The 25,913-nt window shown below is 67.5% G+C and carries 24 protein-coding genes and 1 pseudogene; 11 read left to right on the plus strand and 14 right to left on the minus strand.

The genetic code is table 11. The features are described from left to right. From QZ709_RS02225 to QZ709_RS02235, 3 genes and pseudogenes are all read right to left on the minus strand, one after another. Window positions 1-178, minus strand: a pseudogene (locus tag QZ709_RS02225) (DNA topoisomerase IB); the annotation flags it as partial. 88 nt (window positions 179-266) lie between these two features. Continuing rightward, window positions 267-791, minus strand: coding sequence for a DUF4142 domain-containing protein (locus QZ709_RS02230; RefSeq protein ID WP_294635737.1), 525 nt, complete (start codon window positions 789-791; stop codon window positions 267-269). A gap of 395 nt (window positions 792-1,186) precedes the next feature. Further along, the gene (locus tag QZ709_RS02235; RefSeq protein WP_294635738.1) at window positions 1,187-2,446 is read right to left on the minus strand and encodes an AI-2E family transporter; all 1,260 of its coding nucleotides are present in this window, start codon (window positions 2,444-2,446) and stop codon (window positions 1,187-1,189) included. A 79-nt stretch (window positions 2,447-2,525) separates the two neighbouring features. On the opposite strand from QZ709_RS02235, the gene QZ709_RS02240 reads away from it, so the two are divergent. Then, on the plus strand, window positions 2,526-3,437 hold the full coding sequence (locus QZ709_RS02240) for a YihY/virulence factor BrkB family protein (RefSeq protein WP_294635739.1): 912 nt from the start codon (window positions 2,526-2,528) through the stop codon (window positions 3,435-3,437). 18 nt (window positions 3,438-3,455) lie between these two features. On the opposite strand, the gene QZ709_RS02245 is transcribed toward QZ709_RS02240, so the two are convergent. The 6 genes from QZ709_RS02245 to QZ709_RS02270 form a co-directional block, all read right to left on the minus strand. Next, window positions 3,456-3,779, minus strand: a complete 324-nt coding sequence (locus QZ709_RS02245) for a BON domain-containing protein (protein WP_294635740.1) — start codon at window positions 3,777-3,779, stop codon at window positions 3,456-3,458. A gap of 131 nt (window positions 3,780-3,910) precedes the next feature. Next, window positions 3,911-5,086 (minus strand): glycosyltransferase, encoded by a 1,176-nt coding sequence (locus QZ709_RS02250; RefSeq protein WP_294635741.1) that lies wholly within the window; start codon window positions 5,084-5,086, stop codon window positions 3,911-3,913. 31 nt (window positions 5,087-5,117) lie between these two features. Next, window positions 5,118-6,080, minus strand: a complete 963-nt coding sequence (locus QZ709_RS02255) for an amidohydrolase family protein (RefSeq protein ID WP_294635742.1) — start codon at window positions 6,078-6,080, stop codon at window positions 5,118-5,120. Continuing rightward, entirely contained in the window at window positions 6,080-8,653 is a 2,574-nt protein-coding gene (locus QZ709_RS02260) for an FAD-dependent oxidoreductase (protein ID WP_294635743.1), read from the minus strand. The genes QZ709_RS02255 and QZ709_RS02260 overlap by 1 nt, the downstream gene beginning before the upstream one ends. Then, complete coding sequence (locus QZ709_RS02265; RefSeq protein ID WP_294635744.1) at window positions 8,641-9,852, minus strand: hypothetical protein; 1,212 nt, start codon at window positions 9,850-9,852, stop codon at window positions 8,641-8,643. The genes QZ709_RS02260 and QZ709_RS02265 overlap by 13 nt, the downstream gene beginning before the upstream one ends. An 89-nt stretch (window positions 9,853-9,941) precedes the next feature. Beyond that, entirely contained in the window at window positions 9,942-10,523 is a 582-nt protein-coding gene (locus QZ709_RS02270; protein WP_294635745.1) for a hemerythrin domain-containing protein, read from the minus strand. 125 nt (window positions 10,524-10,648) lie between these two features. Between QZ709_RS02270 and QZ709_RS02275 the strand changes: the two genes are divergently transcribed. Continuing rightward, window positions 10,649-11,017 carry a hypothetical protein gene (locus QZ709_RS02275; RefSeq protein ID WP_294635746.1) on the plus strand — a complete coding sequence of 123 codons (369 nt, stop codon included), beginning with the start codon at window positions 10,649-10,651 and terminating at the stop codon, window positions 11,015-11,017. Between the two features lie 333 nt (window positions 11,018-11,350). Then, window positions 11,351-12,808, plus strand: coding sequence for an RNA polymerase factor sigma-54 (gene rpoN, locus QZ709_RS02280; RefSeq protein ID WP_294635747.1), 1,458 nt, complete (start codon window positions 11,351-11,353; stop codon window positions 12,806-12,808). Window positions 12,809-12,873: 65 nt separating this feature from the next. Here the strand turns inward: rpoN and QZ709_RS02285 are convergent, their stop codons facing one another. Both QZ709_RS02285 and QZ709_RS02290 read right to left on the minus strand, forming a co-directional pair. Beyond that, complete coding sequence (locus tag QZ709_RS02285; protein WP_294635748.1) at window positions 12,874-13,638, minus strand: hypothetical protein; 765 nt, start codon at window positions 13,636-13,638, stop codon at window positions 12,874-12,876. Between the two features lie 137 nt (window positions 13,639-13,775). Beyond that, complete coding sequence (locus QZ709_RS02290; RefSeq protein ID WP_294635749.1) at window positions 13,776-15,899, minus strand: AsmA family protein; 2,124 nt, start codon at window positions 15,897-15,899, stop codon at window positions 13,776-13,778. Between the two features lie 239 nt (window positions 15,900-16,138). Here QZ709_RS02290 and QZ709_RS02295 point away from each other — a divergent pair, with 239 nt between their 5' ends. From QZ709_RS02295 to QZ709_RS02310, 4 genes are all read left to right on the plus strand, one after another. Beyond that, the gene (locus QZ709_RS02295; RefSeq protein WP_294635750.1) at window positions 16,139-16,756 is read left to right on the plus strand and encodes a YfiR family protein; all 618 of its coding nucleotides are present in this window, start codon (window positions 16,139-16,141) and stop codon (window positions 16,754-16,756) included. A 2-nt stretch (window positions 16,757-16,758) separates the two neighbouring features. After that, complete coding sequence (locus QZ709_RS02300; protein ID WP_294635751.1) at window positions 16,759-18,756, plus strand: ATP-binding protein; 1,998 nt, start codon at window positions 16,759-16,761, stop codon at window positions 18,754-18,756. Window positions 18,757-18,841: 85 nt separating this feature from the next. Then, a complete protein-coding gene (locus QZ709_RS02305) occupies window positions 18,842-19,231 on the plus strand; it encodes a DUF4398 domain-containing protein (RefSeq protein ID WP_294635752.1) in 390 nt (129 codons plus the stop codon). Window positions 19,232-19,290: 59 nt separating this feature from the next. Further along, window positions 19,291-20,181: an OmpA family protein gene (locus QZ709_RS02310; RefSeq protein WP_294635753.1), complete on the plus strand. Its 891-nt coding sequence runs from the start codon at window positions 19,291-19,293 to the stop codon at window positions 20,179-20,181. A 39-nt stretch (window positions 20,182-20,220) separates the two neighbouring features. Here the strand turns inward: QZ709_RS02310 and QZ709_RS02315 are convergent, their stop codons facing one another. Then, on the minus strand, window positions 20,221-20,451 hold the full coding sequence (locus tag QZ709_RS02315; protein WP_294635754.1) for a hypothetical protein: 231 nt from the start codon (window positions 20,449-20,451) through the stop codon (window positions 20,221-20,223). 13 nt (window positions 20,452-20,464) lie between these two features. Further along, window positions 20,465-20,884 (minus strand): PRC-barrel domain-containing protein, encoded by a 420-nt coding sequence (locus QZ709_RS02320; RefSeq protein ID WP_294635755.1) that lies wholly within the window; start codon window positions 20,882-20,884, stop codon window positions 20,465-20,467. A 117-nt stretch (window positions 20,885-21,001) separates the two neighbouring features. On the opposite strand from QZ709_RS02320, the gene QZ709_RS02325 reads away from it, so the two are divergent. After that, window positions 21,002-21,466, plus strand: a complete 465-nt coding sequence (locus QZ709_RS02325) for a response regulator (protein ID WP_294635756.1) — start codon at window positions 21,002-21,004, stop codon at window positions 21,464-21,466. A gap of 26 nt (window positions 21,467-21,492) precedes the next feature. Next, window positions 21,493-22,368 (plus strand): transglutaminase family protein, encoded by an 876-nt coding sequence (locus tag QZ709_RS02330; RefSeq protein ID WP_294635757.1) that lies wholly within the window; start codon window positions 21,493-21,495, stop codon window positions 22,366-22,368. A 15-nt stretch (window positions 22,369-22,383) separates the two neighbouring features. Here QZ709_RS02330 and QZ709_RS02335 read toward each other — a convergent pair whose 3' ends face one another. Further along, window positions 22,384-23,775, minus strand: a complete 1,392-nt coding sequence (locus QZ709_RS02335; protein ID WP_294635758.1) for a sigma-54 dependent transcriptional regulator — start codon at window positions 23,773-23,775, stop codon at window positions 22,384-22,386. A gap of 608 nt (window positions 23,776-24,383) precedes the next feature. Here QZ709_RS02335 and QZ709_RS02340 point away from each other — a divergent pair. Both QZ709_RS02340 and QZ709_RS02345 read left to right on the plus strand, forming a co-directional pair. Continuing rightward, window positions 24,384-24,884, plus strand: coding sequence for an FxDxF family PEP-CTERM protein (locus tag QZ709_RS02340; RefSeq protein ID WP_294635759.1), 501 nt, complete (start codon window positions 24,384-24,386; stop codon window positions 24,882-24,884). Window positions 24,885-25,007: 123 nt separating this feature from the next. Next, window positions 25,008-25,877, plus strand: coding sequence for an SDR family oxidoreductase (locus tag QZ709_RS02345; protein ID WP_294635760.1), 870 nt, complete (start codon window positions 25,008-25,010; stop codon window positions 25,875-25,877). Window positions 25,878-25,913: the final 36 nt, after the last annotated feature.

Below are 25,913 nucleotides of genomic sequence, written 5' to 3' on the forward strand. Positions count from 1 at the left end.
CATCCCGGGCCGTGGCCTGGATATGTCCGTCCGCGCTGGGACAGATCCACACCTCGGTGTAAGCGGGCGGAATGGCCAGTGAGCGGATCCGCGCCAGGGTCGCGCGGTCTTCCTGCCTTTTGTCCGACAACCAATGCCCGTCGGGCGCCCGATAGGCAAAGCCCTTGCCCTTGCGCATGCGGCGGATGCCGGGATCGTGGTCATCGACATACCGCAGGGAGGCGGCTTCGGCGGCCTCTCGGGCCACCGCCTGAACGCCGGCGGCGTCAACCGCGGACGGGAAGTCGCTCCGCGGCACTGAGGTGGGCCCGCAAGGTGGGCAGCGCGGCCAGCACGAAGCTGCGCACCTGCGCGTCGCGTGTCTCTCGCCCGGTCCGCTCGAACAGGGCCACTGTGTCCTGTTGAACCCGTGTGCCGGCAACGAGCACAAACTGCCGGTCGAACTCACCATCGGCCGTGCGTGCCAGCTCATCGACGATGCGTTGACGGGGCTCGGACAGCGTCGTGGGAACCGGTACACCCAGTTGTCGGGCCAGTTGCTGCAGCTGACGGTTCATCGCAGTCTGGTCGGACACCAGCAGGGCCGCGTAAGAACGCACCACGGAGTTGCCAGCACGGTCCACGCCGAGTTGCCCGACCCGGATGTCGAACAGGCCTGCCTCGATGGCCTGCGTGACGAAGGCCAGCTCGGTGGCTGTGAGCGCCGACGCGGGGCTCGCCTGTCCACCCGCTGGCACACCGGCCCCGGGTGGCGCCCCCGCGACCACCGCATCGGGGGCGACACTGGCCATCGGTGCAGGATCGACCTGGCCCGTCAACGGCCTGCCGAGATCGGTCCCGGGGGCCATCGGGGCCGCAGCCCCGTAGGGCGTGCTGCCCGCACCCGAACCGGACAGCGGAGACGGTGGATTCGGAGGGGCAGCGGGTTCCGCATGGACCGGCATGGCGTCCGCCACCGGCCGGGGCTGTGCCCGTTCACGGTCACAGGCTGCCAGCCCACCCAGAGCCACCAGCGCCACGGGCCATGCACGACCTGGCCATACCGCCCTCATTTTCATGCTCGCCACCTCACGCTTGCTGACGGATGCACCTCGAGCCTGGCTGCGCCTGCTGCAGCGACCGGTGCCTCGTTGAGGCCTTGTCGGCAGATCGCGTGCCCGCTGCCCCCTTGCGGCAGGGTCGCAACTCAGCGCATCCCACCCCGGCGGGGTACTCCGGCGCCGGCGCGGGCCACCCGCCGTTCCCGCGCGGCCAGCAGCACATGAAGGCTCGGCGCTTCCGTACGCCCGCCTTCCAGGTAATGGCAGACGTGCCGCAAGGACCGCCGGCGCTGGCACAGGCACCGGAATCCCAGCAGCAACGGCACGGCCACCAGCGTACCGGCAAAGCCCCAGACCCAGCCCCACAACATCACCGACAGGAAGACGGACAGGGGACTCAGCCTCAGCCGATGGCCCATGACCACCGGAGACACCACATTGGCCTCTACGGCATGCGCAGCCAGAAAGATCGCTGCGGGCATCAGCATCGCCCATCCCGTTCCGAAGCTCATGCTGCCAGCGAGCAGCAGCAGGCCCGTCACCAGCGCCGGCCCCAGGTAAGGGATGAAGTTGAGCACCGCCACGATCGTCGCCCACAACACCGGATTGGGCATGCCAATCAGGGCCAGCGCGGCGCCGGTGACGATGCCCAGTCCAAGGTTGATAAGCCCCATGGTGCCCAGAAAGAGCCCGATCTCGTGACGGGCCTGACGGATGCCGGACAACAGCAAGGCGCGGGATCGGGGCCGGCGAACCACCTCGACCGTCCGGGACAGCAGCCAGGATTGCGAGGCCAGCAGAAAGTACAGCAGGATGACGGTGGCCGAGGCCGACAGCGCCAGGTGCACAGCCTGACCCACGATGATGCGGGTGAAGAGCAGCCCTTCCGAGGCCAGCTTGTCCCGGATCGAGTCCGCCCCCGAGGAGGACGCCACGGGCTCGACCCCCGACGGGACCGCAGGCGGAATTGCCGACGCCCCGCGAACAGGTGTCAGCAGGGCGGCTCGCAGGCGCTCGATGGTCTCGAGCATCTGCTGCACGGTGGTCGGGGCCCGCTCTGCCCACTGCGCCGCAGGGCTGGCGAGCGTGCTGCCGAGGGCCACCACACCGGCCAGCAACACCGTAACCACGATGCCAGCGCCCCATGCGGGACGTATCCCCCATCGAGCCAGTCGGTCTACCGGCCCGCTGAGCACGAACATCAGAGCCACGGCCACCACGATCGGCACGAGGATGGCGGCCGCCTCACGCAACAGCACGAGTGCAAGCAGGAGCCCGAGCAACCGCGTCACCCCTGCGCTGCCCACCGTGGCGGCGGCGTCACGTGGTGGCCGGGCCAGGGCGATGACCGATGCCATGCGGCCCGTGGGCCGATCCGGATGGGGCGAAGGCGTCTGCGGATCCATGCCCCGGGAAGGCAAGCGCCGTGCCCATGGCGGGCGCACCACTTGCCGCAAGCGCGTGCCCTTTGATCCGGAGCACCGCATGACATCAGGCCCTCCCCTTCCTACCGCCGTTCAGCGCGCCCTGCGCCTGCTGCCCGCACCCTTGCAGCCTCCGCTCGCCTTACTGGTCCGTGCGGGCATCCGGTGGGTCGACGACGGGGCCCCCCAACTGGGCGCTGCCATCGCCTTCTACACGATGTTTGCCATGGCCCCCTTGCTGCTCATCGCCATCTCGGTGGCGGGCGCGGTGTTCGGGGTCGAAGCGGCGCGCGGCCAGATTGTCCAGGAAATCCAGGGGGTCGTCGGTCAGGACGCGGCGCGCAGCATCGAGGCCATGATCGAGTCGGCCTGGCGGCATCCCGACGGCCTCCGCGCCGCGGGCGTGGGGGTGTTGACGCTTCTGCTCGGAGCCACCGGCGTGTTCACCGAATTACGCAGGGCCCTGAACCGCATCATGCATGTCACGCCAGATCCCTCGGCCCTCGGCGCCCTGGTCAAGGCCCGTATCACAGGCCTGGCACTGGTACTGGGATTCGGCTTTCTGTCGATCGTGTCACTGCTGCTGAGTGCGGCGCTGCAGGCCTTCAGTGCGATGGTGCCCATGGCGTCCCTCGGAGTGCTGCTGCGCCTGCTGGAGTTCGTGGTGTCCACCGGCGTGCTGGGCCTGGCCTTCGGCGCCCTGCTGAGGTGGGTGCCCGACAAGCCGCCGCGCTGGGGGGCGGTGTGGGCGGGTTCGATCAGTTGCGCGCTGATGTTCAGCCTGGGCAAGTACCTGATCGGTTTGTATCTGTCTCGGGCCAGCGTCGCCTCCAGCTATGGTGCGGCGGGCTCTTTCGTCGTTGTCATGCTCTGGGTGTACTACACCGGGCAGATCCTGCTCTTCGGTGCCGCCGTGACGGCCGACTGCAGCGAAGTCAAAGGCCCGGCGGCCCCTGCCTCACCAGAGGCATGAAGCAGCCGGGCCGGGGCATCACTTGTCCGTCGCGGACCGGATCACGATGTTGTTGCGCACGCTCTTCACGTCGGGCGTGTTGAGCGCGATCTGGCCGGCACGGGCCTTCTCATCCGCGTTCGATGCAAAGCCGGAGAGCTGCACTTCGCCCTTCAGGGTTTCGACGCTGATGCGCATGGCGCTGACCTGCTTGTCTTCCGCAAACTTGGCCTTCACGCGGGCGGTGATGGTCGCGTCGTCGACATACTGACCCACGGTGCTCTGACCGCTGGTCACGGCGCAGGCGCCAAGCGAAAAAACGGAAGCCATGGCCAGGGCCGAGGCAGCAAGCAACTTGTTCATGGTGAGCTCCTTGTTGATTGAGAAAGACGTGGCGTCCACGGTCTGATGGGTTCAGCTCGACGCCAGCGACCAGAACAGGGCAAACAGCAGGCCTACCCCCCTGAAAAGCGGGGGGTCTCGCGGGCCATCGCCTAGCCTGCTGCGGCTTTTCCGGTGTCGCCGGCCATCACGGCACTGACCCGTCTGGCATCGCCACCTCGCTGAGCCAGCTTGCGCAGCAGTTGCGCCGTGAGGGTCACCCCTTGATCCAGGGAGAACTGGCTCACGATGCGATCTCGCGCCATCTGGCCAGTTCGCTGAGCCACCTGCGGCTGATGCAACAGGCTCACCAGTTGAGCGGCCATCGCATCGTGATCGCCGTCCCCGATAAGCCAGCCACTCATCCCCTGCTGGACCAGGTCGGGCACCCCACCCACACGCGTCGCAATCACGGGCAGGCCGCACGACATCGCTTCCAGCAAGGCCAGTGGCATCGCTTCGGAACGGGAGGCCGACACGACGAAGTCCAGCTCTGCGTACACCGCCACCATGTCTTGACAAAGCCCCGCGAAATGGACCCGTTGCTCGAGCCCGAAGCGAGCGATCTGCTGCTGCAGCTCGGCCCGCAAAGGCCCTTCGCCCACCAGCACGAAATGCACATCCGGCGCCGTGGCGTGCACGGCCAGGGCTGCGCGCAGGAAGACGTCCGGCCCCTTCTCGGGCGAAAGACGTCCGACCTGTCCCACCAGCACGGCATCCTCCGGGATGCCAAGGCGCTGTCGCAACAGGCCCCGCCGCTCACGGTGCGGGGTGAACAGGGTCGTGTCGGCGCCATTGGGAATCAGGTTGACCTGGGATGGCGGCACACCCAGCCCCAAGGCGTGCAGGTAAGTCTGTCTGCACACCACGCTGAAGTGCGTGGCGGCAGCGCGGTGGACCTCCAGATCCAGCGTGCTGAGTTGCCTGCCGTGGATCGTGGTCAGCACCGGCTTGCCGCAGAGCTTGCCCACCAGGCCCGCCAACAGGTGTGCATTCGGCAGATGGGCATGCAACACGTCCACGGCTTGGGCCTTGACCAGCGCACACACCGTCTGGATCGCGCTCCATGGTGGGTTGTCCGGCATCGCGGTGACGTACACCTCGACGCCCAGCGACCGAAGCTGCTCGGACAGCTCGTTCTCGCAGGGGCAGAGCACGGTGACACCAAACTGATCCGGCGGCAACCTGGCAATGAGGCGGGCCACGCATGTTTCCATGCCGCCGACGATCGCATTGCCCAGCACTTCGAGGACCTGAATGCGTTGGGATGGAGACTGCACGCTGGCCATGTTGGATCCGGTTGGGGTGAAAGGGGGGCGCTCAGCAGCACCGCGGCACGAGGCGCAAAGGCCGACCGACCGAGGCCAGATGCGGCCCGTCCGGGTCATCAAGCCGATCGATCTCGGGCCAGCCCGTCAGCCGCACCGAGGAGGTTGCTCGCGTGCGCGACTGCCCGTTCGGCCCCCGCGGCGTCGGGCAGTGCCGGCCAAGCCAGGCCGCCGCCGTGCCCGACCAGATGCGTTCCCTGGCAGGCTCGTCCAGTTGGAGCGCAGACATCAGGTCCACCACCCACTGCCGTCGCTCGGCCAGATGGCCTCCCGAACAAGGCAGAAAGCAATCACTGCCGAATTGCAGCAGCCCCGGGCCGAGCACGTCGATGGCCCTGCGCAGCACCTCGAGGCGATAAGGCGGGGGCGGCCCGAACGAGATGTCGAAGCGGAAGGCCACCTGGTCTGGCGGCACGCCATTGATCAGGTCGATGAGTCCGACGGCAATGGCCTCGTCCGTCCACGGCCATCCCAGGTGCGCGAGCGTCACACGCAGCCCGGGATGGGCACGCAGCGCTTCGAAAAAGGCGGGCCGGCAGTAGCGCCCCGACCGACCGTCGATGAAGATGCCACTGTGACACAGCACCGGCATGTCGAGCTCGCACGCGGTGGCGAACACAGGCTGAACGGCCTCGTCATACGGATACCATCCGGTGGGAACAAGCTTGACGCCGGCGAGACCCTCCACCTCACGGGCCCGGCGCAGATCCTGTGCGGCATCGGGCGACCTCGGGTCCACCACCGCCAGCCCGACCAACCGATCGGGATGCGCCCTGACAAGGCGCCCGAGATGGGCATGGCCGCGCCGAAGCGAGGCCGGATCGTCCAGGCTGTAGCCGGGGCTGAGAAACGGCGCGAGCAGCACGCCCACATCGATGCCCGCCTCGTCGAGCGCCTGAACCACGCCGTCGGCGTCTTCATCGCCGGTGCAGTGAATGTGCGCGTCGATGATCATCACACCGCCTTCGCGAGGGCCGGAGGCGTCGCGGCCAAGGCCTGCTCCGCAGCGCGACGGCCGGCCACGAAGGCATGGTCCGAGTTGTAGTAGGCCCACTCGCTGTAACGCCCGGCCAGGATGATGCCTGCCGAAGCAAGCCAGCTCCGGATGCACTCGACATGGGCTGCACGGGCGTGGTCGTACACCACGTACGCGCACGGCATGTCCACCTGGTTGGCCGTGATCAGGGTGTCGTCCTCACGCAGCATGCCCACACGGCGGCAATCGGCCACGACGCGGTCGATCAGGGCCTGGCCGTCGCAAGGCAGGGGCTTGCCAGGACCATAGGTGATCTCGCACGTGAGGCCGAAGCCGCCCGGAGGATTGCAGTGCGGGCTGGCATTGCCCTGCACGAAGATGCGGTGGAACACCGTGTCTTCCGGGTAGTAGATCCAGTGCTTGTCGGTCAGGGCCTCCCGCGCCACCCCGAGGTTCACGCAACGCACCGATACATGGCGCAAGGCCCGGGCCGCAGCCCGCACCGACTCCGGGGCCTCCTCGCCGCAGGCGGCCACCAACTGGGGCAGCGGCATCGTGCTGATCAAGGTATCGAAGCGGACCGTGCGGCCGTCATCCAGCCGCACCGTCTTCTCACGCGGAGACAGGTGCACCACCCCCGTGTTCAAGGCCAGTTCCGTCTCACCCAGATGCGGCAAGAAGGCGTTCATCAAGGCCTGAAAGCCACCACGCAGCGGGTAGCCGAAGCGGGCGTTCGGCCCCATCGGGGTCGGCATGGGCTCCAGGGCACCCTCGATCATCTGTTCGAGGTCGGGCAACGGCACGCGCCCGCCCAGCCAGGATGTTTCCATCTCCTCCAACGGAACGGCCCAGAGCTTCTCGTTGTAAGGCACGGCAAAGTGCCGGGCAATGCCAGCGCCCCATACCTGATGGATGAAGGCCTTGAAGTCCCGCGGCGGGGTTCGCAGCGGCGGTGCACCCTCGCCCTTCAAGGGACCGAATCGCGCCTCGATGGCTCCCACGAGACACTCCTTCAGCACGTCGGCCGGCAAGCCGTACAGCGAGCCCTGGAAGGGATAGCGGGTGTGAACGCCCTTGCTGTAGATCCACGCTTCCCGCTGCTGCCAGTGCAGGTTGTCCCCCAGCAGCTTGTCGTACAGCGCCAGAACCTCCGGATCGGTCGAGAACATGATGTGGCCGGCGTAATCGAAGGTGAAGCCATGATCCTCGATGGAGCGACACCACCCGCCCACCGTGCCCTCGCGCTCGATGAGCAGCGTGTCCGATCCACGCGCATCCCGGCCAAGATGGTAGGCCGCAGACAACCCGGTCGGCCCGGCCCCGATCACCACATGCCGCACCGCACGGGGCGCCGTACCGGTCGAGGCCGTCGCCGTGCCGACATGCCGCACGGAAGCCTCGTCCGGCTGGACGAAAGAAGAGACGTCCTGCCCGCGTGGCGGCAGGTCGGCAAGCGCCTGCTCGATCGTCTCTGCCGCCTGATCCCACGAAAAGCGCGACACCGTGGCCAACCGGTCTGCCTGGCGCTGCGCCTGCTGGATCGGCCCCTCGCTCAGCAGCCGCTCGCACGCCTCGACAAAGGCCGCGGTGTCGCTGGCCACCTCGACGACATCCCCGTACATCGACACCACATCGGGCACGGGCGTGCTGACCACCGGCTTGTCGGCGGCCAGGTACTCCAGCGTCTTCGTGGGACTGATGAACCGTGTGGCCTCGTTCAACGCGAAGGGCAGCAGGCAGACATCCCACTGCGCCACGATCTGAGGCAGCAGATCGTAAGGCTGAGGGCCCATCCAATGGATGTTCGGCGCCTGGGGCAGGCTGGCAGGATCGATTTTCACGACCGGGCCGACCATCACGACATGCCAGTCGGGACGGGACTCGGCCAAAGCCCTGAGCAAGGCCGTGTGCAGGCGTTCGTCGATGACGCCGATGAAGCCGAGGCGAGGATGAGGCACATCCTGCAGCAGCGCTTCGGCACGTGCCACCCGGTCCTCGTGGGCCAGGGCATACGCGGGGGCATAGTGGCGCGCATCGACGGCGCTGGGCAGGCACAGCACCCGCGGGTGGTGGTGGCGCCGAGCCGCATACAGACTGGGCCCCCCCGTGAGAACGAGGTCGGCGCACTTCATCAATGCTGCCTCACGCTGCTGCATCTGCCGCGGTGCCCCCAGAAAGGCCGAGAGTTCGTCCATGCAGTCGTACACCACGGTGCGCGGCCTCAGGCCGCTGGCGAGTGGCAGCGCCATGGGCGTATAGAACCACAGCGTGGGCGCCTCGCCACCAATCGCACGCAGCGCGGGCTCCAGCAGTGGGCGCAGCACGGGCAACTGGTCGTCGTGAAAGCCCGGTGCGTCCACCGGGCTGTGTGGCCGCCACACCTCGATGTGATCGCTGATGCGCAGGGTTTCGAGCCGGGCCGGACCTTCGCCCACCACGGGCTCCTCGATGTAGACCACACGGCGGTCGCGCGCCAGCCTCGTCAGGAGGTGCTGGGGCCGCTGGTAGACGAAATGCCAGCGCAGATGCGAGAAGACGATCAGGGTATCCATGTGCCAGTCCTGTTGGGGGTTCGGGATGAGCCGGTGAGCCTGGCCTGCCAGCGACCCAGGGTGCTGGCGTAGGACAGGTCGAGCCTGCGTGGCCATTGCCGTGCCTGCAGCGCCATGGGGCAGTGATCCCACAGCCCGCTGTGATGCCAGTGGTCGGCACGCTCCCAGTCCGGCCGGTCGAAGATCGGATACAGGCAAATGCCGTGCACCGGCACGCCGCCGTCAAGAGCCTGCTGCACCTCCCGGGCCACCTCGTCAATCCAGGCCGCGCGGCCTTCCCCGATGTGGCTGGTCTCCGACAGAATGATGGGCCGCCGGTAGCGTCGCCACACGTCGCTCAGCAGATGAGACAAAGCCCGACGACGTGGGTCGGCCAGGTGCCAGTGAAGGCGCTTTTCCGTGACCACTTCCCACTGTCCGTTGTGGTAATGATTCACGCCGATCAGGTCCAGCGCATCCGGTGAGCCACCCAGATCCGGCTCGAGCCGACCGGCAATCATGTCCCAGGCCTGCCATTGGTAGCTGGATACCTGATCGGCCAACGACTGCAGTTCAGGCTGGTCCGCTGGCGGGACCACGTGCACAACGGGCTCGACATGCAGAAAGCGCGCGCGGGAGTCGACGGACCGGATCGCATCGATGCCCTGCAGCACTGCCCGGACCAGGCGTCGCTTGACGGCAAAGCCGTCGGCCATGGTGCTCCCCGCCATCGCATCGCCCTGTGCCGTGGCCGGACCATAGGGGTGCAGCATGCGCGTCTCGGACACCGCCCAGGACAGAAAGCTGATTTCGTTCACGGGCGTGTAGACAGGGGGCCCCTCCGTCCATTCACCCAGTTCGATCGCAGCGCGGGCCGCAAAGCGAGCAAAGCGATCGGGGAAATGCTCGTCCAGCAGGCTGACGTCGTCCGGCGTTCCATAATGCATCAAGGTCCACAGGACCTGAATGCCGTGCGCCCGGGCCGCGCGGGCGATGTCGATGGCGCCGCGGAGGTCCATGTGCCCATTGCACTCGCTCAGCCGCCAGCCCACGCTTTCGCGCACGGAGCGAATGCCCCATGCGGCCAGCTGGCGGAAGTCCTCATCCAGGTGCTGGCGATGACCACAGGCCGCCGTCATGTCGAGCGGCACCTGCTGGCTGTTGATGTGGTCTGCGCCCTCGATGCCGCCCATCCAGAAGCTACGGAAGGGCTCATCCATGCCCTGCTCCGGTTCACTGCCCGCTCCGATCTGCATCACTGGCGCACCGGATGAGCCCTGGGGATTCTGTACCGCGGGCAGCGGGCCCCTCACTGTCGGATCTCGCTGCGGTAGTTCAATCGCAGCACGCGATCATCGTGCATCGCATCCCCGCCCGGGCCAAGCTCGTCCATGAGCTGACGCCGGCGAGTCAGCATGTCGTCCAGCAGCTGCGGCCAGTCCATCGCGGAGCGGGTCAGCTTGCGGAAGAGACGGCTTTCCTCTTCCTTCATGTGATGACGCACGTACTCGGCCAGCACATGGAAGGTGGCGGCGTACTTGTCATCACCTGGCCGCATGCGCCGGAGTTGCTGGATCAGGACGCGGGCACTGTCGTGCTCGACCTCGGCCTCGTCCACCAACGCCAGCTCGGGCAGCAGCTCGCGGACAGCGGGATAGAACACCTCTTCCTCCAGGCGCGTGTGCAGTTCGAGCTGCATGCATGTCTGCTCGACGATGCGCGCGCAGTACTCGACGTCCTCGGCAGCCCAGCGCTTCTCGAACTCGCGGAACGCGGTGTTGGCCAGCCGATGGTCCTCCTTCAGCATGTCGAGCACCTCGTGCCGCGCCTGGGTGCCGGTGCGGCTGGCGCTGCGCGAACGGGTTGCTGTCGATGGCATGTGGGCGGTCATGTGGTGGCTCCTGAGCTGAACGCGACCGGCGGCATGCCGGACGTCCGGCACGCTTGGGCAAGCGGCATACCACCCCCCCTGAACGAAGGAACGGCGCTTGCCGAAGAAAGGCGAGGAGAAGCACCATGAGCACAGACAGCACACCCCGCGTTCAACCCCGACCGCAACCCGGCCAGTCAGAAGGCACACGTCCCGGCGAGACCTTCTCGGTCCAGGGAGGCAGCCGCGCGCCGAAGCTCCCGCATGAGCGAGACGAGTCAAGCACAAGCCAACACCAAGCGGAATCTCAGGACGTGATCGAGCAGGCAGCCAAGGACCTGGAAGCGGGACTTCAGGACACGAGCAAGGCCGATGCGATGGACGAGGTTTACCAGCGCGGCTTTCGCGACGGCGATGACCAGAGCGGTCGGGGTCGGCACGATCACACGGTCCCGTCCGAGCGCGCGGCACGTCGGCAGTCCACGGATCTGCATCGCGGTACCGACAAGTCCTGACACCCGGTCTCGCACTGTTTACGGCAAGACACGACCCTGACCTGTAAAAACCGCCCGCTCAGGCCCTGCCATGGGCACCGTGCTCCCTTCCCAGCAAACGCCGGGCCGGGCAACAAGGCGTAACACCATCAGGTGAAATTGACCGGTTCACATCTGCGTCGCCGTGGGGTGTCCGGACACGGTGTCTGGGGTGGCCGGGCAGACCGGCAGATCTGACAGGCCGGGAGTGGTCAAGATGACAGGACGCCCGCCCGGGGGGCGGCGCGCACCACTCGTCAAAGGCATGGATGTTGCGGTTTCAGCGGCATCTCAACCGATCCGACGAGAGGACCCATGAACACACCGATGATGCGCGTGGAGCATCGTCAGCATCAGACGCTGACGCCCCGCCTGCAGCAGGCTGTGCGCCTGCTCCAACTGTCGTCGCTGGACTTTGCCCAGGAGATCCGGGATGCCATGGGCAAGAACCCGTTTCTGGAGCCTGAAGACACCGAGCCGGGTTCCGAGGAGGCCGCAGCCGCTGTGGGCGAAGAGGCCGCTCTGCCGGTGACGGATGCGCCTTCTGTGGACACCCCTCAGGATGGCGCCGCACCGGGTGGCGACGCCGAGCCCGAAGCCGGCTGGGAGCGTGACAGCTGGCAACAGGCTGGCAACACCCGGAACGGCAGCAGCGACGGCGAAGCCAGCGTGATGGACATGGTTCCCGCCGATGTGGGCCTGCGCCAGCATTTGCACGCGCAGACCAACCTTCGGCACCTGGAACCCCGTGAACGCCTGCTCGTGAACTGCGTGATCGAGTGCCTGGACGACGACGGCTACCTCCGCACCGATCTTCACGACCTGGAGTGTCTGGCTGAACTGGAGCCCGCCGTCTCGCCGGCCGAACTGGACCAGGCCCTGGCCTTCGTGCAGCGACTCGACCCGGCCGGCGTGGGCGCGCGCACGGTGGCAGAGTGCCTGCGACTGCAGCTTCATCTGATCGAATGCCCGGTAACCCGCGAGATCGCCGCAGAGATCATCGACCACCACCTGGAACGCCTGGCACACCGGGACAGCATGAACCTCGCGCGGGTGCTGGATCGGCCCGTGCACGAGGTCGAAGCGGCCTGCAACCGCATCCGCCACATGGACCCGCGGCCGGGCTGGCGCCATGGGTCGGCCGACATCCAGTACGTCACCCCGGACGTCATCGCCCGCAAGATCAAAGGGCGCTGGAGCGCCGTTCTCAACCCCGCCGTTGTACCGCGCGTGCGCTTGAATCAGGTGTATGCGGACCTGTTCCGGCGCCACCGGGACGGCCAGCACTCCGAGTTGGCGGCTCACCTGCAGGAAGCCCGCTGGACGGTGCGCAACGTCGAACAGCGCTTCGCCACCATTCTGTCCGTCGCGGAGGCCATCCTGCGGCGGCAGCATCAGTTCCTCGAGTACGGCCCGATGGCCATGAAGCCACTCGGGCTGCGGGAGATTGCCGAAGAGGTCGGGCTGCATGAATCGACCGTCTCACGGGTCACCAACAACAAGTACATGGCCACACCGGCGGGGGTGTTCGAGCTCAAGTACTTCTTCTCGCGCTCGATGCCCACACAGAGCGGCGGCACCTGCTCGGCCACGGCCATTCGCGGCCTGATCCGGGACATGATCGAAGGGGAAGATGGCAGCAACCCGCTGTCCGATGCGGAGATCGCACGCCAGCTGGCTCGTCAGGGGCTGACTGTGGCGCGCCGCACCGTGACCAAGTACCGGCAGCTTCTCAAGCTGCCGGCTGTGGAGCAGCGACGCAGGCACACCTGAGCCCGCCCAGCGGGGGCACGCCGGGCGGCACAAGGCCGCCCGGTCGGGAGGCGCCACGGCCGAACTTACCGTGCCTTCCCAGCCCCGGATCCAGGATCAGAGAGTGAGCCACCGCCACCGAATCCCGCCCCGACGCCCGACTGCTCGCCCTGACTCGTGCTGCCGCCGGTGGCCGAAGACGTCTGCCCCCCCGGCACGGTGCTGCGGCCCTCGCTTGCATGGGCACCGGTCTCCTGTCCCAGTCCGCTCGTGGCGTCACGCCCAGGCTGCTGCCGCCCTTGGCGCCACTGGTTGAATTCGTCCGAAAAACGGCGGAAGCGGTCCTGACGCCACTGGCGGTAATCCTCGTCGAACGCGCGAAGCTGCTCCATCCGCCACTGGTGGTAATCGGGATCGAACAGGTCATCGCCCTGGTGGCCCTGGTGGCCTTGCTGAGAGGCGCCGCCCCAGGGGTTGCCCATCGTATGCGTGGCGCCGCCATGCCCTTGCCCCGCAAAGCTGCTGTGATCCCGGCCGATGCCGGTGTAGACGTGCGGGCTGCCCCCCCCGATGCCGCTGCTGCCGCCAAAGCCGCTACTGCCGCCCGCGGAGTGAAAACCCTGACCACTTCCCTGCCCCGCCTGCGAGGGCCCCGGGAAGCCATAGGTCCCGCTGCCGTCGTGCTGAGCGCCATGCTGGCTGCTGGACGACGATCCGCCCATCTGGTTCTGGCTCGTGTCGCGGGCGACATGCTGCCCGCCGCCCCAGGGGCCGGACGCGCCGGGCTGCTGTCCGTGTTGTTCCGGGCTGCCGGGTCCGTTCTGCCCCGGCTGGTAGGCGTTCTGGCTCATGATGCTTCCTTTCCATGCGATGGTTGTCAGGCCGGGGCTCAGGTGGCGCGCGGCCTGAACCCGGTCCGGCAACCGCCATTCCCGTGCCGGGGGAGCCAGCATGGGCTGCCCCCCGTGAGCACACGGCTTTCTCTTTCTCAACGCGTGCGCGCCCCCAGCTGACGCAAGGCCTGCTGGCAGCCGTCATGGGCGGGTTGCGCCGGGTCGATCAGCGGAATCAAGGCCGCGAGTGGCGCGACCGCACTCAGTGCCGCAGCGGCCACCACCTTCCAGCCCAGCGGATCAGGGTGGAGCCCGACGTTCGGATCGGCAAACGTTCCGCCGATGTCCACCGGCGTGCGCAACGACACCAGGCTGAATTTCCGCGGTCGGCTGTCGATCCGCAAGGCCAATCGCTCGGTGGCCAGTGAGACGGCGCCACTGGCCAGGATGGTGGCGGCCGGCGTGTCCACCAGGGCCACATCAGGCCGGAGGATGCCGTCACGCGCCGTGAACTGCATGGCGGCACAGTGCATGGGCAGCACCTGGTCCCCTGTGAACACGAGCCCCAGCGCCTCGGCGACGTGCAGGCTCATGGCCTCGACCAGCAAACGAGAGATTCGCCCCTCCTCGATCCAGGTCGATCCCTGACCCGACAACGATCCCAGCAAGGCGGCGGTGGAGCGCCCCTCTCCATGCACCTTGGCGCGCCCGGCCAGCCGCCCCCGCAACGCCGGTGTCGCCAGCAGACCCTGCCCATCCTTTGCCTTCTGCCCACCGGAGGACACGGGGGCTCGAGGGTCGGGCTGGTTGAGCCAGCGCGCCAGATCGATCCCCGACCATGTCAGGTCCGCGTCCCACAACAAGGCGTTCTGTCGTCCGTCCAGCTTGACGTCGCCGGCCACACGGCCACCCGCGGCCTGTGCAACGACATCCCTGATCTGCAGCACGCCCCCTTCCAGGATCAGCTCACCCTTGAGGGGCGCCAACGGCTCGGCAAACAAGGCACCGAGCCGCGCTTCCTTGATGTCGATGCGCACCCGGGCGTTCATGGCGCGCAAGGACGGCACGTCGAATGCGCGCTGGGGCAGCACGGTGTCGCCCCGCGCACGTCGGCGAGGCGGGGCTTCCGCCGGCAGACCGATGGCAGGGGCCAGATCCGCCAGTGCCAGCAGCTTGCCACCCAACTGGCCATCCAGCCGCGGCACCCGTTGGCGTCGATCAAAGCGGAACTGTCCGGTCAGTTCGCTGCGGCCTACATGGAGCCGCCCCACGTCCAGCGCCCAGAGCTCGCCATCCTTGCGCAACCGACCGGTCAACTCGAAGCGGGCCGTGGTCGGCAAGGTCACGCCGACGGCATCCCCCACCGCCGCGAGCGAGCGCCCCTTGAGCATGAGCTGGCCATCCAGCTGGCGGAGGCTCAGCACGTCGTGACTGACCCCTTCGAACGTCATCGCAGCCCCGCCCGTGTCGGCGCGGATGCGCACCGGCACCGCCACGGTTTCATGCCCTTCCGACAGCAGTGGCAGCAGCCCGCTCGACTGCAAGCCCACCTCGAAGGGCTGCCCCCGATAGCGCCCTCCTCCGGTCACCGAAAGCCCGCGGGCGCCAGTCCGGTTCTGTCCCTGCTGCGCACCCTCCTCGGTCGAGACCCGCGCATCAAGCTGCAGTTTCTGCACGCCATCGTCCACCTGGACGCGCCCCTGTGCCACCGACAGGTGATCCACGCGCGGCATCCGCGTCGCGGCGCTGTCATCCTGCCGCGCCGCAGGCTGCCCATCCGGCGTGAGATGCCAGTTGGCCCGACCGTCCGCCTGGCGCAGCAGCCTGGCATCCAGCTTCGATGCGGTCAGCCGCGTGATCTCCGGTGCGGCCTCACGGCTCCCGCGCCAGAGCCGCCACACAGTGCGGTAAGGCACGATCAGCTCGATGTCCCTGGCATCGAGCACGGACCCGGCATTGGCCAGCCAAGCAGGCTGAGGCACAACCAGGTGACCGGCCCGCAGGTGGATGCGGCCGAGAAAGCGCACGGCAAAGTCGCCATCCAGGGTGACGGGGCGTTGCAGCTGCTCGCTCAAGGCCCGAGCCAGCGGCGCTCGCAGCATGGGCCACCCTTGCCACTCGAGCACGCCCAGCCCCGCAATCAACGCCAGCACGGCCACGCCCATCCAGGGGGCGACACGGCGATGCCCTCGGGGGGGCTGTGCAGGCGGCGCGTCAAACGCCCGCGCTTCAGCGGGAACACCGGTATCGCGGTCAAGGGGGGGAGGGCCAAGGTTCATGGTGAGCGAGCAAGGCAAGAAGCCGGGGGAAGCAGCCCTGGGCAAGCCGTGTGCCGCCCGGCCCGCCACGCGGTAAGCCTTACCGCCATCCCGGTAACTTCGTCGGCTGAAAAGCACACTCCGGATGCCGCGGGCTGCTTTCTCCCCGGCGGCATCAGGGTATCCACGGCCCGGTACGGTCCGTGCTTGGTGAGACGGCATTCCGCCACTTCCACGCCCGCGCCTGACGGGACACCTTCGTGAAGCCACTGCGCCTGCTGGCCCTTGTCGCGCCGATCTCGGTCTGGGCCGGTCCCGCCGACGTGCCCTCCCCTCTCTCCTCGCCCCTTGCGCTGCTTGCGCAGGCGTCGCCCTCCGACCCGCCCTCAGCCGCGGGCGATGCGGGAGACGCGCAACTCGATGCGGTGCGGGCGGACCACCTCATCCGATTCCTCAACTATGTCAACTTCCCAGGCACGTCCGTGCCACCCCCCGGTGAACCGTATGTCATCGGGGTCGCAGGGGCCGAGGAGGTTTTTCAGGCCTTGGGCGCCATGCTGGCCGGCCGTACGCTGCACAGCCGCCCCCTGACCCGGCGCCTGATCAGCGACGGAGACGCCCTGACGAGGGTTCACCTCCTCTATCTCGGTCGCCGCATCGACGTGCCCAACCACCCGCTCGCCCGGGCGGCCCGGTCGCTGCCGGTCCTGCTCGTGTGCGAACACCCGGAAGGACTGGCATCCGGTGCAGTCTTCAATTTCGTGTTCGTGCGAGATCAGCTGCGCTTCGAAGCCTCGCTCGCCGCGGCGGACCGCGCCGGTCTGGTCGTGAGCTCACGACTGCTGGCCCTGGCCGATCGGGTTGTGGGAGGTCGGTGAGCATGGCGGCCGGTCTGTCCCGCTGGTGGATGAACATGGTGGAGCGGGTGGCGAACGGGCGCCAGCGCGCAGCCCTGGCCGAAGGGTTGCAGGGCCCGTCGCTGCGCGGCAAGGTGATGATCGTCGTCCTGACCACGACGACGCTGGCCTTGCTGCTGAGCGCCGCAGCCCTGCTGTTCTATGAGGTGCGCGCGTACAAGCACTCGCGGCAAGCGGATCTGCAGACGCAAGCCGACATCGTGGCACAGGCCACGGCCGCCGCACTGTCGTTCAAGGACGCGCGCGCCGCCTCGGAGAACCTCCACATGCTGAGGTTGCGCCCCCAAATCACCGCGGCCGCGGTGTACCTGGCCAAGGGGGAACTGTTCGCAAGCTATGTCCGCCCGCCACAGAGCGTGAACGACATCCCGCTGGAAGCCCGCGAGGCAGGCTTCATCGTCAGCGGCGACAAGCTCGAGCTCTTCCATCCGATCCGGCAGAACGAAGAAGTGCTCGGCATGTTGTACCTGCGCACGGACAACGACCTCGCTGGCCGGCTTGGCGACTATCTGATCATCCTCCTGGCCGTGATGGCCGCCAGCACGGCGGCCGCGGCCCTTCTGACGGCCAGGCTGCAACGTGCCGTCACCGAACCCATCCTGCAGGTGGCCCAGGTGGCGCGCAACGTGATGCTGCAGCGAGACTTCTCGCTGCGTGCGCCGCGCACCACGTCCGACGAGGTGGGACAGCTGGTCGATGCCTTCAACGACATGCTGACCGAAGTGGGCGCGCGCACCCGGGCGCTGGAAGAGAGCAACCATCACCTCTCGGTGGAGATGGCGGAGCGCCGCAAGGCCGAAGAGGCCCTGCGCACCGCAGCACGCAAGAAGGACGAGTTCCTGGCCACCCTCGCGCACGAGCTGCGCAACCCCCTGGCCCCGATCAGCAACGCCGCCGAAATCCTGCGCCGCTCGGGCGACAAGGATGCCGCGCTGCGCCAACGCGCACTCGACATCATGGGCCGCCAACTGCGCCAGATGGTGCGCCTGATCGACGACCTGCTCGACGTGTCGCGCATCACGACCGGCAAGCTGCTGCTAAGGCGAGAACGCGTCGACCTGCTTGGCATCCTGAGGGACGCGGTGGAGACCGTCACCCCCATGATGGAATCCCGCCACCATCAGCTCGAACAGAGCCTGCCGCGCCATCCCGTGCACGTGGAGGCCGACCCCACCCGGCTGGCGCAGGTCTTCGCCAACCTGCTGAACAATGCCGCGAAGTACGCCCCCGAAGGCGGTCTGATCCGCATGGCGGTGCGCGTCGGTCCGGACGAGGTCACGGTGAGCGTGCAGGACAACGGCATCGGCATCCCCTCGGAGATGCAGAACGCCGTCTTCGACATGTTCGTCCAGGTCGACCAGTCTCTGGATCGAGGCCGGGCCGGGCTGGGCGTCGGCCTGACACTGGCCAAGCAACTCACCAGCCTTCATGGCGGCCGCATCGCCGTCCACAGCGACGGGCAGCATGGCTCGGAGTTCTGCGTGACCCTGCCCCTGAGCCGGGAGATCACCGTCCCCGACGTGCGTCGCCCCCAGGCTGGCGAGGCGCTTGCCGAGCAGGCCTCCGATGCATCCGGACTGCACATCCTGCTCGCTGACGACAACATGGACTTCGTGACCAGCCTGGCGCAGATCCTGGGCGGCCTGGGACATCGCACACGGGTCGTGCACGACGGGCAGCAGGCGCTCCATGCGGCACGCCAAGAGGCACCGGACGTCATGATCCTGGACATCGGCATGCCTGGCCTGAACGGGCACGAGGTGGCTCAGGCCTTGCGCCAGGACCCACGCACGCAACACACCCTGCTGGTGGCCATCACCGGATGGAACCAGGACAGCGACCGGGAGCGCAGCCGCGCCTGCGGCATTGCACACCATCTCACCAAGCCGGTAGACGTGGCGCAATTGCTCGACATCCTGGCACACGCACCCCGGCACGCAACTCCCCAGAACACCCGCTAGCGCCTCGGAGACAGGCGTTCCCGGTGCAGGCACGCTGCTTGCCCTTTCATGCGCACCTGGAACAACCCAATGAAGAGGTGAACCGATGCAAGCAGACAAGCGATCGTCCTGGCCTCTGCTGGCCGGGGCCTGTGCTGCGGCCGTGCTGGCCGGCTGTGGATCAGCCCCCGTACCGCGTGAGCAACTGGCCGTGAGTCAGGCCGCCATACAGGCCGCGCAGACCGCGGGCGCCACAGAGATGGCCCCCGTGGAACTGCAGCGTGCGCAGGAGAAGTACGCCATGGCCGTGGCTGCAGCCAAGGAGCGGCAGTTCGTGGTGGCGCGCAAGCTGGCGGAAGAAGCCGATGTGGACGCGCAGGTTGCGCGAACCAAGGCACAGGCGGAGCGCTCGCGTCGCGCAGCCGATGAGGTACGGGCCGGGCTGAAAACCTTGCAGCAACAGCTCAACACCGGATCCGGTGTCACGCCCCGCTGATGCGCCCTAGACAGGCTGCACCCACCCGTTCCGCATGGACCGAACAGCAAGGAAACGCCATGAACAACAGAGACCGTCGTCATCCTCTCTCCATCGCGCCCCCCTCGTCCCGCGCCCTTGTTGCGCTGGCCGGGGCCGCGCTGCTCACCCTGAGTGCCTGCCAGAGCACACCCCCGCGCCACGCGGAACTGGAGCGCGCGCGGCAGCTGCTGCAGACCGCCAGCACCAGCCCCGACGTCACGGCGGGTGCCCCGCTTGAACTGGAGCGCGCACGGCGCAGCCTGCAGGAAGCCGAGCGCGCCTGGGCCGACCAGCGCGATGAGCGCGAAACCCGTCACATGGCCTACATCGCCGCGCAACGTGCCCAGGTCGCCATCAACGTGGGCGCTCAGCACGCCGCCGACCGCGTCGTCGCCGGGGCCGGCGCCGAGCGGGCCCAGGCCGAAGCGGCTGCGCAAAGCCAGCGCGCGCGCCTGGCCGAAGCCCAGGCTCGATCGGCCGGCGCCTCCGCCCAATCCCAGGCAGAGCGCGCCCGGATGCTCGAGCAGGCGTTGCAGGATCTGGCCGCCCGGCAGACCGATCGCGGCATGGTGATGGTGCTGCAAGACGTCCTGTTCGACGTGGGCAAGGCCGATCTGCGAGAAGGAGGCAAGGTTCGCCTGCAGCGACTCGCTCAGGTCCTGAGCCAGTTTCCCGAGCGCCGTGTCGTGGTGGAGGGGTACACCGACAGCACGGGCAGCGACGCCCTGAACCAGGCCCTTTCGGAGCGGCGCGCCGAATCCGTCAAACAGGCCCTGGTCGGCATGGGGGTCGGCGCCGATCGCATCGAGACCAAGGGCTTCGGCGAGGCCCGGCCGGTGGCCACCAACAAGACCGCGGCGGGACGTCAGCAGAACCGCCGCGTGGAACTGGTGTTCTCTCAGGACGACGGCCGGACCGCGCGTCCCTGACGGAGTTGCACCGGGCCGCTTGGCCCGGTGCCGCGGCCGTCAGCCGTCCTGCCCCAGGGTGGTCTGCGGGCGCACCGGAATCTCGGTCGACAACTGAGCGCCGGTCAGCGGCAGACCACCCCCCTCATCTTCCCAGGTCTGCAATGCCGCGGGCCCTGCAGGCACGCCCCCCGATTCCGCACCGCGGCGACCGGGCCCGGCCCACTTTCTCAGCAAGGCGTACTGGCCCACGGCCAGAGCCGACATCATGAACAGCGTTTTCTTGCGCATGGTGGTGTCCTTTTCATTCCCAGTAGATGGCCTTGCCCCAATAGGACTGCACCTGCAGCCCCATCCCGTCGACCTCTTCCAGGCTGGGCCACTGGTCCTTGTCAAAGCCGGGCGCCTCTTCGAAGCGGCTCTTGTCCGCATCGAGCACGAAGCACTTTCGGGTGGGATCCAGGGTCAAGGCGCGCCACGGAATGGCAAACAGCTTGTCCCCCATCCCGAGGAAGCCGCCGCTGGACATCACCGCGTAGGCGATCCGGCCGGTCGGCACGTCGAGCATGATTTCGTCGATCTTGCCAAGCGTCTCGCCGGCCAGATTGAGCACGGGGTCTCCCTCGAGCGTGCTGGCAGTCATCAGTCGAGGCCCCGGCCCACTCGGATTCGCGCCCATCGGGCTGCCGTTGACGGCCTCCGTGCTGAGGGACGGGCTTGTCATTGCTGAATTCATCCTTCGCTCCTTTCGCCACACCGGCAGCACCGCGCGCCGGTCTCGCACAAATCCGGCAAGCCCGATGCCCGTTGTCACCCTTCGAAGACCGAGCAGGGAGCGGGCATGCGGTTTGCCCCTGATCGGGACGAGCGCCAGCCCACAAGGCCGGCAAGGATCCACACCGTCAACGAGGCAGCCATGCGGGTTCTGTATGTTGAAGACCACCCGGTCAACATTGAAGTCATGCGCGCGATTTTTGGATTGCGCCCCCATCTGATTCTGGATGTCGCCATCGACGGTGCAAGCGGTCTGAACGCGGCGTCGCGCCACACGCCGGACCTCCTTCTGCTCGATCTGCGACTTCCCGATTGCCACGGCACCGGCCTGCTCGCCCAGTTGCGCGCCCTGCCCGCGCTGGGCCACACGCCGGCCATCGCGGTGACAGCCGAGGACGCGCCCGATCTCACGCGCTCGACCTTCCTCGAGACATGGCCCAAGCCACTGAACATCCGGCAGGTCCTGGCACGGCTGGATCAGCTGTACACGCACCATGTCCAGCAGCGCGCTGCCGTGGCCGTGCCGGCCTGACACAGCCGGCAGACGGCGACCCCACCATGGTGAGCTTCGTCTTCGACATCACGCACACGACCACCTATCGGTACGCACGGCCGGTGAAACTGGGTGAACACCGCGTGATGTTCCGCCCCCGTGACAGCCACGATCTGCGCGTGCTGGCCACCGACCTTCAGGTGACACCCGGCGCGCAGGACATCCGGCTGATCCAGGACGTGTACTCGAACTCGGTGGCCATCGTGCAACCTGTGCACGAGGCTCAGGAGCTGACCTTCGTCTGCACCTTCACGGTGGAGCACACCGGCTCACGGGCGCTGGATCTGCCCATCGACGCCTATGCCCGACACCACCCCTTTCGGTACAGCCGGGAAGACCGTGTGGCCCTTGCCCATTACCTGCGCCCGTACTACCTGAAAGAGCAACCTCGCCTGCGCCAGTGGGCGCAGACGTTCCTGAACGCGGAGGGCCCGACCGACAGCCGTGAGGTGCTGGTCCGGATGAACAAGGCGATCCGCGACAGCATGACCTACCAGGTCCGGAATGAAGAGGGCGTGCAGACGCCGTGCGAGACATTGGACAAGGCGTCCGGCACCTGCCGTGATTTCGCCACCCTGATGATCGAAGCGGCCCGCGCGCTGGGCTATGCCGCCCGCTTCGTCAGCGGCTACGTGTATGGCGCGGAGCTGGAACAGGCAGATTCGGCCGGGGCCACCCACGCCTGGCTGCAGGTGTACCTGCCGGGCGCGGGCTGGATTCCCTTCGATCCCACCAACAACCTCATCGGTGGACATGACCTGATCCGCGTCGGCGTCGCGCGGCACGCGAGCCTCGCGTCCCCGTTGAGCGGCACATGGACCGGTGCCCCCGCCGACTACCTCGGCATGACGGTGGACGTTCAGGTCCGCAAACGCGCCTGAACGCCCCTTCTCACCTCAAGGCGAGGTGGTCGTCTCGCTGTCGGACTCCGAATCCTTCATCGGCACCGTCGCGTACTCCTTCAGACGGTTGTACAGCGTCTTCAGGCTCACACCCAGCGTGGCAGCCGTGCGCTCCTTGTGTCGCCCCAGGTATTCCAGCGTGCTCAGCGTGACTTGGCGCTCCACCTCCGCCAGCGGCGTGCCCACCCGGATCTGCAGGACAGGCGCACCCGACATCACGGGCAGCGGGGCCTCGGCGGTCGGCAGGCAATCGTCGACGATGACCGGCTCGGTGGCCATCACATAGGCGCGCTGGACGATGTTGCGCAGCTCGCGCACGTTGCCGGGCCAGCGATAGGCCTGCAGGCGCGCGAGCGCCTGCTGCGACCAGCGCCGGGGCTGTCCCTCTCGCCGGGAGATCTCCTCCAGAAAGTGCTCGGCCAGCAAGGGAACGTCCTCGGCCCGGTCACGCAGCGGCGGCAGGTGAATGGGGAACACGTTCAGGCGATAGAGCAGGTCTTCCCGCAGCTTGCCGCTGCGCACGGCCTGCTCGGGGGAACGGTTGGTGGCGGCAATGATCCGCACGTCGGTGTCGATCAGCTGGGTCGACCCCACCCGCATGAAGGTGCCGGTCTCCAACACCCGAAGCAGCTTGACCTGAAGATCCAGCGGCATTTCGGTGATTTCGTCCAGAAACAGCGTGCCGCCGCTGGCCCGCTCGAAGAAGCCCTGGTGCTGGCGGTCCGCGCCGGTGAAGCTGCCCTTTTCGTGACCGAAGATCTCGCTTTCGATCAGGTGCGGAGAAATGGCACCGCAGTTCACGGCCAGGAAGGGCCGATTGCGGCGGCGGCTCAGGTCGTGCACGGTGCTGGCCACGACTTCCTTGCCGCAGCCGCTCTCGCCCGTGATGAACACCGTGACCGCTGTGCCGGACACACGCAGGATCTGCTCGTAAATCCTGCGCATGGCCGGCGATCGCCCCCAGAGCTGGCCGAAGTGACCCTCGCGCTCCAGGCCATCCAGCAGCGTGGAGGCCTCGGCCTGCAGTGTGGCGGGCTTGATGAGCCGCGACAGGATGCCGCTGAGCTGCTTCATGTTGACAGGCTTGACGAGGTAGTCGGCAGCGCCCATGCGCAAGGCCTGGATGGAGGTGTCCAGGCTGGCATGACCGGTGATGAGCACCACCTCGGTGTTGGCCAGCGCCTTCGCGTCTTCGAACAACTGCATGCCACTGCCATCCGGCAGCATCAGGTCGAGCAGGACCACATCAGGCTCCTGCAGCGCCAGTTGCCGTCTTGCGTCCCGTAGGGACCCGGCGGTCGCCACGGTGAAACCTTCCGTGGCGATCATGGCGGCCATCATTTCGGCGGCATCGGCCTCGTCATCAACCACGAGTGCGTGGGGCATGGATCGCGCTCCTTTGCTGTAGGGAGAGGCATTGTGCGGTGCCACATCGGTCGATGTGACCGGCAGGAGTCACCATGCTTACAGTTGACCTGCGCTGATTTGCGTGCACCCCTGATGCCGTCAGGGTCGAAAGCGCACCAACAAGGGAGAGTCCAACCCGGAGTTCCGGTCAGAACCGGGTGAGGCACGGGCCAAGTCAGGCAAGATTTACAGGATCTTCCCGGTACCGCGCCGCGATATCTCCCCTCATATCGGGGAGACGAAGCGGGTTTTGAGCGGATCTCCCGGCATTTCGGACACCAACCCGCTGAAGCGTTCTGTTTCGCCTTTTTACACACTCGCTCGTACATCCGAGCGGCAAGCTCGGGCACATCGCACGATGTGAAATCGGCACGGCGCGACATGTCAGGTGGAAAGGCGCGGAAGGCGCTTCAGGGGCGATTCCACGCAAGGGTCGAAGGGAGCGATCAGCAGGTGGCGTACCCGGTCTCTCGACAAACCGTGTCGCCGGGCCACCGGATCGGGGGGCGGACGATTGCTGCAGGGCACAAACGTTGCCGAAAGGGCGCGGATCCACTTCGGGTTCGTACCAACTTTCAGGAGTCACCATGCACATGAAACACCTCGCCATCGCCCTGGGAGCCGCCCTGGCCGCTCACGGCGCGTTCGCCTCCGACGTCGACTGGGGCGAGCACGGCACGCTGGAATTCGTCGCGTCGACCGTGGAGCCGGGGTCCTTCTCGGACACCATCCTGTTCACGCTGCCTGACGACACCCACCTGGCTGCCACCGCCGTCACCAACAACCTGCTGTCGCTGCTCGGCATCACGAACGCCAAACTCAGCCTGTACTTCGACAAGGCCGGGCCGGACACGCTGATCGGCAGCTACGACTTCGATGGCACCACCGGCAGCCGCCCCGTGACCTTCACGCCGACCACCGGCGCCGGCAACTACTACTACCTGATCACGGGCCTGGCCACGGGCTCGAGCGGTGGCTTCTACTCCCTGAGCTCCACGACGCTGCCGGTGCCCGAGCCTCGGACCTGGTCCCTGGCGCTCAGCGGCCTGATGGCAGCCGGCCTGGTGGCCCGTCGCCGTCGCGGGTGATCCGGTGGCCGGTCCCTCAGGGGCCGGCGGCGCGGGTGGAGATCGTCCGCCCGTGCGGGGCATGGTGCTTGCCGCCTGAGGGGGGAACGCCGGCCGCGGGCCGGCCCTCTGAAAGGAACCCCGATGAGCCCCCAAGCCGATCAACCCACCACACTTCCGCCCCAGCATCAGGATAGCCAGCCCGGGCGCGAAGGCGACATGAACCCGGCCCCGTCCTCCTCGGCCGAGGCCTATCGCGCCAGCAACCGGCTGGCCGGCAAGGTGGCCGTCATCACTGGCGGCGACAGCGGCATCGGCCGCGCGGTGGCCGCGTGCTTCGCCCAGGAAGGAGCGCACGTGGCCATCCTGTATCTCGAAGAGCACGAGGACGCGGAAGCCACTCGCGCCCTGGTGGAAGCCGAGGGCGTTCAGTGCCTGACCTTCGCCGGCGACCTCGGGGATCCGCACATTGTGGCGAAGGCGGTCGAGGCGGTCGTCCAACGCTTCGGTGGCATCGACATCCTGGTGAACAACGCCGCAGAGCAGCACCCCGTCAAGGACTTCTCCGAGCTGCACCTGGAGCAGGTCGAGCGCACGTTCCGAACCAACGTGTTCGCAATGTTCGAACTCACGCGCGTGGCCCTGCCCCACATGAAGCGCGGCAGTTGCATCATCAACACCACGTCCGTCACTGCTTACCGCGGCAGCCCGGGCCTCGTCGACTACTCGGCCACCAAAGGCGCCATCGTCGCGTTCACGCGCTCGCTGTCGCTTCAGCTGGCCGACAAGGGCATCCGGGTGAACGCCGTCGCGCCTGGGCCGGTATGGACACCACTGATTCCGTCCACCTTCACGGAAGAAGAGGTCTCGCACTTCGGCAGCAAGGTGCCCATGAAACGGCCCGGACAGCCCGACGAGATCGCCCCGGCCTATGTCTTCCTGGCCAGCGCGGACGCCAGCTTCATGAGCGGGCAGGTGCTGCATCCGAACGGCGGCGAGGTCGTCAATGGCTGATGTCGTTCTGACCGGTCTTTCGGTCACTTTGACGTT

The sequence above is a fragment of the uncultured Aquabacterium sp. genome (genome assembly GCF_913773725.1).
GTDB lineage: Bacteria > Pseudomonadota > Gammaproteobacteria > Burkholderiales > Burkholderiaceae_C > Aquabacterium.